Source organism: Nonomuraea sp. NPDC003707 (genome assembly GCF_053587055.1).
In genome coordinates this window covers 43,346-53,799 of sequence record NZ_JBSFNK010000056.1, presented here as the reverse complement: position 1 = coordinate 53,799, position 10,454 = coordinate 43,346, and the positions used below count along the sequence as shown (strand labels likewise).

The following is a 10,454-nucleotide window of genomic DNA, read 5'->3' as shown; positions in this document are numbered from 1 at the left end:
CGGCCAAGGTGACGCGCTCGGCGCTGCAGAACGCCGCTTCCATCGCGGCGCTCTTCCTCACCACCGAGGCCGTCATCGCCGAGAAGCCCGAGAAGCACGCCGCCGCTCCGGCCATGCCGGGCGGCGACATGGACTTCTAGCCCGAGCCCTCCCTCCGGAGGTGACATTCCGCTTCTGCGGGCGCACGTTGAGTAGGCCATACTCATGCGCCGCGCCCGGCCCGCCCTGACCCTGGTCAGCGAGGGGTCTTCGTACGAGGGAGTGGTGTTCAGTGCTGATAGTCACCTTCGCCGGCCGGGCCGCGATCCCCGGGCCCACCGCCGGCATCGGATACAGCATCTGGTCCTACCGGGTGGACACGAACAACCCGGGGCCGGGCGGGCAGGGGGATCTCACGCCGGGCCAGCGCATCGCCATCGGCCTGCCGCGCCGGGCGGACGTGCGCGGCCCCGAGCAATATCCGGGCGTGCCGCAGCTCGAAGGCACCTTCGTGCTGCGGGACGCCACCTCCAGCCGCGTGTACGCGGGCCGGCAGATCACCTCGCCGGGGCCCCAGACGATCTCGTTCGTCGCGCCGTCGGCCGAGTCCTCGTACGAGGTGCTCATGGCCAAGGCGCCGCTGGGGCAGTCGCTCGCCGCGGTGCCCTTCCTGGCCGGGGCGGGCACCACGGCGCAGCCCCTGCAGGTCATGACCGCGCCCATGGTCGGCGCGCCGGTGTTCAACGGGCGACCGCCCGACGACTTCACCGGCACCCTGCCGTACGCCAGCGAGCTGTTCGGCGTCTACCAGCCGCTGGCCGGATGGTTCGGCCAGAACGGATCCCTGCGGGCCGTCCGGGCGCTCGCCGACGAGCGGCTGGCCCGCCTCGGCGGCGGCGCGTTCGCCGGGCAGGCCGCCCGCGCGCTGGACGACGAAAGGCTGGCGGCGCTAGCCGAGCGCTTCGACGCGCTCGCGCAGGGTGTGCTGTCGCCGGTCGGGCTGGTCAACCTGTTCAGGGAGTACTTCTTCGAGTTCGACACCTTCCTGGGCGGCCCCGTCGGCCACCTGTGGATCAGCCCCGGCGGCATGGTCGAGGTGGTCGAGAGCAGCACCCGGCGCACGCTGGTCGAGCGGACCGCCGAGCAGGCGGAGGAGACCTCGCGCAAGGTCGAGGAGAGCCTGACCGACCAGGACGACCTCGCCGACGCCGTCAAGGAGGACAACGCCAACGACACCAACCTCGGCGTGACCGCCAGCGGCGGCGTCGACGCCGGCGTCTACCACGCCGACGCCAGCGCCAGCTTCTCGATGCAGACCACCGTCAAGCGCTCGTCGGAGCAGACGCACAAGCACACCCGCACGCAGAGCTCCAAGACCACCAGCGAGATCAAGCGGAACTTCAAGACGACGTTCAAGACGGTCACCGAGACCACCGACACCTCCAACCGCCGCTACGTCGTCCAGAACACCACGAACGAGCTGGTCAACTACGAGCTGCGGCGCAAGATGCGCAAGATCGGCGTCCAGGTGCAGCACATCGGGGCGCGGCTGAGCTGGCAGGTCTACCTCGACGCGCCCGGCCGCTCGCTCGGCCTCGGCGAGCTGGTGCACGTCGTCACCGCCCCCGACCTGACCGCGGTCCCCAAGCCCGAGGTCAGGCCGTATCCGGCGGAGCAGCAGGTCACCTACCACCTGGCCGTGCCGTTCGTGCTCTACCAGGGCGCCGACGACGAGGCGGAGAACACCTACCAGACCTCCAACGAGAACATCAACCACGGCATCTTCCGCCCCGACGTGGGCACGAACGACATCATCGAGTTCCGCTTCGACTTCCCGCTGCCGCCCCCGCCGCCGGGGACCACGCTCAAGAAGATCGGCATGCTCGACTTCCACGGCGCGCAGGTCAGGTTCACCACCGACGCCGCCGACCTCGGCGTCAACCCCGACCCCGCGGCCAACGTGCTGAAGGTCCGGCTCACGTACGCCAACTTCGAGGGCCGCAAGTTCATGCCGTTCGACGCGATCATGGTCTACGAGCCGACGCCCGAGGCCAAGCACGCCGTGGACGTCGCCAACCAGGCAGCCCAGACCGCCTACGACCGCCGGGTGGCCGCGCTCCAGCACGAGGCGTACGGGCACGCCGTGCGCGACCGGCTGCGGCTGGTCAGCGGCATCCGCCCGCGGCCCTCGCAGGACCTGCGCGACGAGGAGCGCCAGACGGTCTACGCCCACCTGATCCGCCAGTTGCGGCTCTTCGACGACGACCACCTCGGCTCCGAGCTGATCCGGCAGATCTTCGACGTGGACGAGATGCTGTACTTCGTCGCCCCCGACTACTGGCGGCCCATCGACGTGCCCCCGCCGAGCCAGGGCAGCGTCGGCAAATATCCGGTCCCGCCGCTGCCCTGGGACATGGAGAATCCCGGCGTGCTCGGCGGGCAGACCGTGCTCACCTGGTACGCCCACACCGACGCGAGCAACGCCCTGGACGAGCAGCTGCACACCGTGCCGGAATGGCGGGTCAACTACCTGGTCACCGAGGAGACCCAGCCCGCCCCGCTGGGCAGCTCGCTCGGCTGGCTGATCCAGGAGGACGGCGACGAGCGGCGCAACGAGTTCCTCAACGCGGCCTGGGCCAAGGCGGTCCTGCCGGTGCGGCCGGGGCACGAGGTGGAGGCGCTCAGATGGCTGGCCCAGGCGCACGTCGAGGGCGAGGCAGGGCTCGGGCTGCCGTACCCGGTGCAGCCGGGTGACCCGCCCGCCTACCAGAACAAGACGGTGGGCCAGGTCCTCGAACTCCTCGCGGCCGAGCTCCAGGCGGCCAACACCGACATCACCAGGACGCTGGCCACCGAGGAGGTCTTCGAGACCGGGTTCGACCCGCTGGAGGGCGGGTTCCGGCCGGCGGCGCCGTACGAGGTGTTCGACCAGTGGGTGGAGGTCCTGCCGACCGACCAGGTGGTGGCGGTGGAGGTCCGGTACGACCCCAAGACCGGGCAGCAGCTCTGACATGGCCTTCACGACGACCGTCAGGTGGCGGCGGCCCGGCGAGGCCGCCCACCCCCTGCTGCGCGGCGCGGTGCGGGTGGAGCTGCAGGCGCTCGACGCCGCCGAGCTGGCGCGCTGGGCCGATCCGTCGGCCGGTCACCCGTGCCCGCCGGCGGGGGCGCCGGGGGAGGTGTCGGCCGCCTTCACCGTCCCCGACACGGCGGCGGGGCTGCGGCTGACCTTCTCCGTGCGGCTGCGGGCCGGCGGCCAGGACGAGGAGGCGCTGTCCGTGGTCCAGCGGCTGACCGTGGCCAGGCCGGGGGTGCTCGTGCCGGACGCCTACCGGATTGACCGCTTCGCCGTGCAGCTCAGGCGGCGCGGCGGAGGCGGCGAAGTGCTGCAGGAGGTGCCGAGCACGCGGCCGAGCGGCATGGTGCGCTCCTTCTTCGGCCGCCATCCGCTGCTGCGCATGGCGGCCAAGGACACCCCCGAGATCGACACCGAGTTCCTGGACGCCACCAACCTGTGGTGGGCCCTGCACTTCCGGGTGTGCCGGAACAACCACGAGGAGGGCTTCAACCCCTGGTACCTGGAGCCGACCTGCAACGACCGGCCCGAGCGGCTGCGGGTGCTGCTCAACACCCGCGCCACGCCCATGCTGTGGTTCGCGAGCCTGCCGCCCGTACGCGAGCTGCCCGGGGAGACCTCGGTCGGCGGTTACCTGTTCCTGCGGCCCATCGGGAGCGCCTACGCCTACCCCGCCACCTGGCCGGACGTGCTCACCGCCCCTGCCCACGCCACCACCGGCCTGCGCAACCTCTGCCGCTACCTGCTCCAGGGCCACACCAGGACCGGCAAGGCCAAGATCACCGGGCTGCCCGACTGGCACCAGCTCATCGACCACAGCCCCGACGCCGACCACCCCCTCAACGCCTACTCGTTCCTGCCGTGCGGCATGGACTACGCCCTGGACAGGACCGCGCCCAAGCTCGTGTTCGAGACCCGCTCCCTGCGGGTGCTGCTGCTGCCGGTGCCGGAGAAGAACAGCCCCGGCTCCTGCTACGGCGGCAACGTCGGGCCGGGCAACACCGCACGCCTGTCGGCCGCGATCCGGCTGCTGTGGACCAGGGGCGGGTTCGGCGGGCCCGGCCAGCAGCTGCTGGAGGCGGGCGAGATCGCCCCGCCGCAGCCGCCCCAGCCCGGCGCGGCCGCGTCCGCCACGGGGACGCTGCGGGTGGCCCAGGACACGTGGGTCGGCGCGTACAGCAGCGGGGGCCACGCGCTGTGGGAGCTGCTGAACGACCCCGGCAACCGCGCCGGTGTGGCCCGGGCGCTGGTCTTCGACACCGTACGCTTCGACGACCGCGGCCAGGCCCGCCTCCTGGACACCGCCAAGGCCCGCGCCGCGGCGCGCCGCCCGGGGCTGCAGGCACGCATCGTGTGGAGCCCGTACGCGATGGGCCACCCGCCGCCGGCCGAATTCCTCGCGGCCGTGCGCGGGCAGGGCGGCCAGGCCGTCGTCTGGCCCAAGGCCGGTTCCGCCTACTTCGCCGCCCCGCCGAACCCGGCCAACCCCTGGGCCGAGTACGTCTTCGCCGACGCCAAGCCCTGGACGGCCGCCAAGTTCCCGGCCGGGCAGCTGAGCGGCTGGTGGCACCAGTTCGTGGTCTTCGCGGGCGAGGAGATCCACGGCGATCCCCGGGACCCCGGCTCGATCAGCTTCATGGAGGCCACGATGGCCCCCTGATCGGAGGCCGGCATCCGAGTGGAGGATGAGATGGCGGGCCTTCATCCGGTTCTGGGCGGCCAGGCGGCGGAACGCGGCCACGAGCACGTCCCCGAGGCCGAAGACCGGGTGGAGACCGGCCGCGCGCACGTCGGAGGCCGCCGCGGATCACGCGGGGCGCACCCGGTAGATTGCGCGCATGCCCTCCACCCCGCGCCCGGACGACCGCGTCGCCTCCGCGTTCCGGTTCGCCACCGAGCTGATCGCCTGGGTCGCGACCCCGTGGGCCCTCGCCCCGTACTCCGTGCCGCTGGCCGTGCTGTCGGTCGTCGTGCTGATCGGCCTGCCCACGCTGTTCTCGACGCCGGGTGACAAACGGAACGTGATCATCGCGGTGCCGGGGCCGGTGACGATCGCGCTGGTCCTGCTGCAGCTCGTGGCCGCGGTGGCAGCGGCGTGGATCGCCTGGCCCGTCGTCGTGGCCGTGGCGGTGTCGGTGCTGGCCGTGGTCACCGCGGTGCTGGAGCTGCCACGCTGGCGGTGGCTGCTCTCCCGGTGAGCCCGCGCATCGGTGACCTGTTCGGGCGACGGTTCTCGGGAAGCTCGGGCGGCGGCGGTCTATTCGGGCGGCGGTGCTCGGGGAGCTCGGGTGACGGCGCTCGGGTCGCGGCGATCTACTCGGGCGGCGGGGCGAATGCCTCGTGGAGCTCGGAGATCGAGGCCATCTCGGTGACGAACCCGAACCGGCCCGCCCGCATCTGCCGGGCTCCGTCCAGGAATGACCGCAGGGCGAGCCGGGAGAGCGCGCCTCCGATGCTCACCCGGCGCACGCCGATCTCGGCGAGCTGCTCCAGCGTGATCGAGGGGTCGGCGAAGCCCATCACGACGTTGACCGGCCTGCCGACGGAGGAGACGACCGCGCGCATCTGGTCGAGCGTGCGCAGACCCGGCGCGTACAGGACGTCGGCGCCCGCCGCCTCGAACGCCTGCAACCGCCTGATCGTGTCGTCCAGGTCGGCGACGCCGTACAGGAGGTTCTCGGCCCTGGCGGTCAGGACGAGCGGGACGGGCAGGCCGCGGGTGACCTCGACGGCCGCGTGGATCCGCTCGACGGCGAGCCCGAAGTCGTAGATCGGCGTCCGGGGGTCGCCCGTCGCGTCCTCGATGGACGCTCCGACGGCGCCGTACGCGCAGGCGTCCTCGATCATCCTGGCCGCCTCGGCGGGCTCGTCGGCGAAGCCGTTCTCGAGGTCGGCGTTCACGGGCAGGGGCGTCGCCTCGCTGATGAGGCGGCAGTTGTCGAGGACGTCCTGCCGGCTCGCCCGGGTGCGGCCGAGCATGTTGGCCACGCCGAGGCTCGTGGTGGCGATCGCCTCGAAGCCGAGGCCGGCCAGCAGCCGCGCCGTTCCGGCGTCCCACGGGTTGGGCAGCAGGAAGGGCTCCGGCCGCTCGTGGAGAGCCCGGAACCGGGTGGCCCTGGTCACCTGATCGGTCATGAGCCCACTGTCGTCGCCGCCCTTGCGATCCGTCAAATGCATAGATCTGACATTTGACATCAGGAATACTGATGGGTCGTGACAGTGGAGGAGCTTGAGGCGTTCGTGTGCATCGCCCAGTCAGGCGGATTCACGGAGGCGTCCAGGAGGCTCGACCGGTCCCAGCCCGCGATCAGCCGCCGGATCAGGGAGCTGGAGCGCTCGCTGGGCGCGGCGCTGTTCGAGCGGGCCGGTCGCCGGGTGGTGCTCACCGAGGCGGGACGGGCGCTGCTGCCGTACGCCGAGGCGGCCCTCGCCGCGATGCGCGACGGCGAGCGGGCCGTACGGGACCTGTCGCGGGAGCCCGCCGAGGCGCAGGCCCTCAGCCTGGCCATCGTCGGCACCCTGGCCGACTCGCACATCGTCCGGGCGCTGCGCGCCTTCGAGGCGGAGTTCCCCGACGCCTCGGTCGAGCTGCGCACCGCGACCAGCCGCGAGGTGAGCGCGCTCGTACGCGGCGGCGAGGCGTCCCTGGGCCTTCGCTACTTCTCCGACGCCGACCCCAAGCTGGAGTCGATCCCGCTGGGCGTGGAGAAGCTCCTGGTCGTGGTGCCCGCCTCGCACCCGGTCACCGCCCGCCGCCTGCCCGACCTGCGGGAGTTCCGGGGGGAACGGTGGCTCGGCTTCCCGCCCGAGCGGGGCCAGTCCGACTCCTTCGGCCACCTTCTCGAACGACTCCTGCTCGCGTCCGGGCTGGCCGACCCCGCGATCACCAGAATCGACAGCCTCACCGCGCAGCGCAGGCTGGTCGAGGCCGGGCTGGGCGTCGCGCTCATGCCCACCGGCAGCGTCCGCGAGGAGCTGCGCATCGGCAGCCTGCGGGCGATCGAGGTGGAGAGCATGGACGCGGGCCTGCCCGTGGTCGCCGTACGGAGGAGGCGCGGCCACCGGAGCCGGCTGGCGGCCGCCTTCCTGGACACGCTCAAGGATCACACGCCTGAGCTGCTGGGTTGACGCGGATGCGGGTCCGCCGGCGTTTCGATGGAACCGCCGGGCGGGCAAACGCTGTCCAAGCCATGGGCGACGCCCGCACCGGCGCCTCACAGAGCGCCGGGACGGCGCCGCGGACGGCCCTTCCCGTCCACGGACGCGCGCTGGGCGTCGCCCCCGCCAAGCCGCGTCACCTCAGACCGCCGTCACAAAGCCCACGTCACTTCAGGTTGCCGTCGAGCACCCGCTCGAGGAACCCGTCCAGGTTGGCGGCGGCACGCACGATCCGCTCCGCCACGGTGAGCGACTCGAACCGGGTGCCCAGCTCCGTCCGCTTCTTGTCGCGGACGTAGAGGGAGCAGGCCAGGTCCGCGCACATGTAGGCGCCGACCGTGTTGCCCTGGCGGCCCGCCGCCCCGGTCCTGGGGGCGGTGAACAGCGCCACCCCGGTGCCCGAGTGCGGCGTCACGCAGACCGAGCACAGCGTGGACTTCGTGAAGCTCCTGCGTACCTCCTGCGCCAGGCGCAGCGCCACACCGACCGCCCGGCCGTCGCGCTCGGCCACCAGGTACGCCCGCTCGGGCGCCCCCGGGTCACGCCAGCCCAGGAAGTCGAGGTCGGTCCAGGGGGACTCGGACAGGTCGCGCGGGAGGCCGAGCCGGCGGGTCTCGCCCTTGGAGCAGTTGACGAAGGACGCGCGGATGTCGTTCTCAGTGAGGGGATTCATGATCGTTTCCTTGGGGGTTGCTCGGCCAGTGCCTCAGCGCGACGTCGAGCACGTCGAGGATCTTCGTCCAGGTGTCCTGGAGGTCGCGCGGGTGGTTGAACCCGGCGCTCGCCTCCAGGCTGAAGAACCCCTGGTACGTGCTGCGCAGCAGGCGGATGGCGTCGGTCAGGTCCGGCTCCGGCAGCCCGTACGCGCTCAGGTGCGCGTACGTGATGGACATGATCCGCAGATGCCCCGCGGACTCGGCCACCACGGCCGCGTCCAGGGGCATCTGGGTGGCCTGGTAACGGCCGGGACGGGTCCGCGCGAACTCGCGCCACGCACCGGCGAACCCGGCCAGCGACTCCTTGCCCGCCCGCCCCGCCGTCGCGTCGGCGAGCCGGTCGGCCAGGTCGCGGGCGGCCAGGATCGCCACCCGGACCCGCAGGTCCTTGAGGTTCTTGACGTGCGAGTACAGGCTCGCGTCCGCCACCCCGAACCGGCGTGCCAGCGCGGACACGGTGATGTTGTCGAACCCGACCTCGTCGGCCAGCTCCGCGGCCGCCTCGGTCACCCGGTCCGCCGTCAGCCCGGCACGGGCCATGGCCACCTCCTGAACCTAAGCCGTCTAGTTATCTTCCTAGATGGCTTAGGTTAGCACCTCACAGGGTAGTGAGGAGGACCGGCCGTCCCTGGACGCCGGGGTCGGCGGCGAAGACGGCGCCCGCGTCCGGCTGCTCGGCCCGGTCCACGCCGAGCGCGGAGGTGGTGATGAACAGCCGGTCGAGGCCCTCGCCGCCGAACGTCACCGCCGTGACCCTCCGTACCGGCAGGCTGACGACGGCGTCGAGCCGGCCGCTCGCGTCGTAGCGGCGCACGGCCGCGCCCTCCCACAGCGCCACCCAGACCCCGCCCTCGGCGTCGACGGTCAGCCCGTCGGGAGCCCCTTGCTCCGGGTCGATGACCGCGAACGGGCGGCGCCCGCTCAGCCCGCTCTCCGGGTCGTAGTCGAGCACGTCCACCCGGCCGGTCGTGGTGTCGGCGTAGTAGGCCAGGGAGCCGTCCGGGCTGAAGTCGAACCCGTTCGAGATCGTCACCTCCGGCAGCACCACCCGCAGGTCGCCGCCGGGCCCGGCCACGTAGAACGACCCGCCCCCCGAGGTCTCGTCGTAGGCCATGCTGCCGATGTAGAAGCGGCCGTCGGGGTCGCAGCCGCCGTCGTTCATGCGGACCCCGGGGTCGCTCCACGCCTCGCCCAGGGAGCGCAGCGGGGCGTCCAGATCGTCGCCGTCGGCCAGCAGCAGCTCGCGCTCGCCCGCGACCACGTAGCCGCCCGACGTGCGCGGCCGCAGCGCGGCGGCCACCTTGCCCACGTGGCGGCGGCGCACCCCGCCCTGCGGGTCGAGCGCCAGCACGTCGCCGGCCAGCATGTCCACCCACCGCAGCCCGCCCCACCGGCTCGACCACACGGGCCCCTCGCCGTGCTCGGCCACGGGGTCGGTCACGGTGTACGCGGCGATGCTCATGACGCTCTCCCAGGAGGTCGCGGGGTTCGTGATCCAGACCCTATCGGGAGCCGGAGATCCCGCCTCGGGCGCCGCGAGAAAGCTCTGGTACGCTCACGGCCAGATCGTCCCTAGGAGGTGAGACCCATCAACGCTGTTGCAGGCCGGGTGCTCCCTCCCCATGATCAGGATTAGGTGACCACGGGAGCGCCCATCGGCATCCCGAAAGGCTCTCATGTCGGTTTTTTCGTCATCTGTCCCTTCAGCCGTCCCCACCCCCGCCGTCGTCGCCAGGCTGCGCGCCGCCGGCTGCGTGTTCGCCGAGGACGAGGCCGAGCTGCTCGTCTCCACCGCCCGCACCCCCGCGGAGCTCGCCATGATGGTGGAGCGCCGCGTCGCCGGCGAACCCCTCCAGCACGTCCTCGGCTGGGCGGAGTTCTGCGGCCTGCGGATGGCCGTGGAGCCGGGGGTGTTCGTGCCCAGGCCGCGCACCGAGTTCCTCATCGGCCAGGCCGTCGCGCTGGCCCGCCGCGTCGCGGGTCCGCCGGTCCTCCTCGACCTGTGCTGCGGCAGCGGCGCGGCGGGGGCGGCGCTGGCCGCGGGGCTGGGGGAGGCCGAGCTGCACGCCGCCGACCTCGACCCCGCCGCCGTGCGGTGCGCCCGCCGCAACCTCGCCGCCGTGCCCCTCCTGTCGGGCGGCGCGCTCGCGGGCCAGGTCTACCAGGGCGACCTGTACGAGCCCTTGCCCGCCTCGCTGCTGGGCCGGGTGGACATCCTGATCGCGAGCCCCCCGTACGTGCCCTCGTCCTCCATCGATCTGCTGCCCCCCGAGGCCCGGCTGCACGAGCCGCTCGTGGCCCTCGACGGCGGCGGCGACGGGCTCGACGTCGTGCGGCGGGTGATCGCGGGCGCGCCGCGCTGGCTCGCGCCCGGCGGCCACCTCCTGGTCGAGACCAGCGAGCGGCAGGCCGCCGCCACCGCCGAGGCCGTCGCCCGGGCGGGACTGGCCGCCCGGGTGGCGAGCTCGCACGAACTGGACGCCACCGCAGTGATCGGGACGCGCCCTTAGCGATGTTAAGGTGTC

9 protein-coding genes are annotated in these 10,454 nt (G+C 72.8%); 5 read left to right on the top strand and 4 right to left on the bottom strand.

The window, feature by feature from the left end:
* Positions 1–271: 271 nt before the first annotated feature.
* The 3 genes from ACWDRB_RS61795 to ACWDRB_RS61785 all read left to right on the top strand — a co-directional run bounded on the left by ACWDRB_RS61795 (position 272) and on the right by ACWDRB_RS61785 (position 5,253).
* Positions 272–2,989 (top strand): hypothetical protein, encoded by a 2,718-nt coding sequence (locus tag ACWDRB_RS61795; RefSeq protein WP_449911184.1) that lies wholly within the window; start codon positions 272–274, stop codon positions 2,987–2,989.
* A 1-nt stretch (position 2,990) separates the two neighbouring features.
* A complete protein-coding gene (locus ACWDRB_RS61790; RefSeq protein WP_449911182.1) occupies positions 2,991–4,715 on the top strand; it encodes a hypothetical protein in 1,725 nt (574 codons plus the stop codon).
* Between the two features lie 178 nt (positions 4,716–4,893).
* Entirely contained in the window at positions 4,894–5,253 is a 360-nt protein-coding gene (locus ACWDRB_RS61785) for a hypothetical protein (RefSeq protein WP_397374821.1), read from the top strand.
* 115 nt (positions 5,254–5,368) lie between these two features.
* Here the strand turns inward: ACWDRB_RS61785 and ACWDRB_RS61780 are convergent, their stop codons facing one another.
* Positions 5,369–6,190, bottom strand: a complete 822-nt coding sequence (locus tag ACWDRB_RS61780; protein ID WP_449911179.1) for an isocitrate lyase/PEP mutase family protein — start codon at positions 6,188–6,190, stop codon at positions 5,369–5,371.
* Positions 6,191–6,268: 78 nt separating this feature from the next.
* Between ACWDRB_RS61780 and ACWDRB_RS61775 the strand changes: the two genes are divergently transcribed.
* Entirely contained in the window at positions 6,269–7,183 is a 915-nt protein-coding gene (locus ACWDRB_RS61775) for a LysR family transcriptional regulator (RefSeq protein ID WP_449911177.1), read from the top strand.
* Positions 7,184–7,379: 196 nt separating this feature from the next.
* On the opposite strand, the gene ACWDRB_RS61770 is transcribed toward ACWDRB_RS61775, so the two are convergent.
* Genes ACWDRB_RS61770 through ACWDRB_RS61760 form a run of 3 tightly spaced genes read right to left on the bottom strand, consistent with a single transcriptional unit; the run spans position 7,380 to position 9,391 of the window.
* A complete protein-coding gene (locus ACWDRB_RS61770; RefSeq protein WP_449911175.1) occupies positions 7,380–7,886 on the bottom strand; it encodes an FBP domain-containing protein in 507 nt (168 codons plus the stop codon).
* Entirely contained in the window at positions 7,870–8,469 is a 600-nt protein-coding gene (locus tag ACWDRB_RS61765) for a TetR/AcrR family transcriptional regulator (protein WP_449911173.1), read from the bottom strand. Before ACWDRB_RS61765 ends, ACWDRB_RS61770 begins: the two co-directional genes overlap by 17 nt.
* Positions 8,470–8,527: 58 nt before the next feature.
* On the bottom strand, positions 8,528–9,391 hold the full coding sequence (locus tag ACWDRB_RS61760) for an SMP-30/gluconolactonase/LRE family protein (RefSeq protein WP_449911172.1): 864 nt from the start codon (positions 9,389–9,391) through the stop codon (positions 8,528–8,530).
* A gap of 214 nt (positions 9,392–9,605) precedes the next feature.
* On the opposite strand from ACWDRB_RS61760, the gene ACWDRB_RS61755 reads away from it, so the two are divergent.
* Positions 9,606–10,439, top strand: coding sequence for a putative protein N(5)-glutamine methyltransferase (locus ACWDRB_RS61755; protein WP_449911170.1), 834 nt, complete (start codon positions 9,606–9,608; stop codon positions 10,437–10,439).
* The last annotated feature ends 15 nt before the right edge of the window (positions 10,440–10,454 follow it).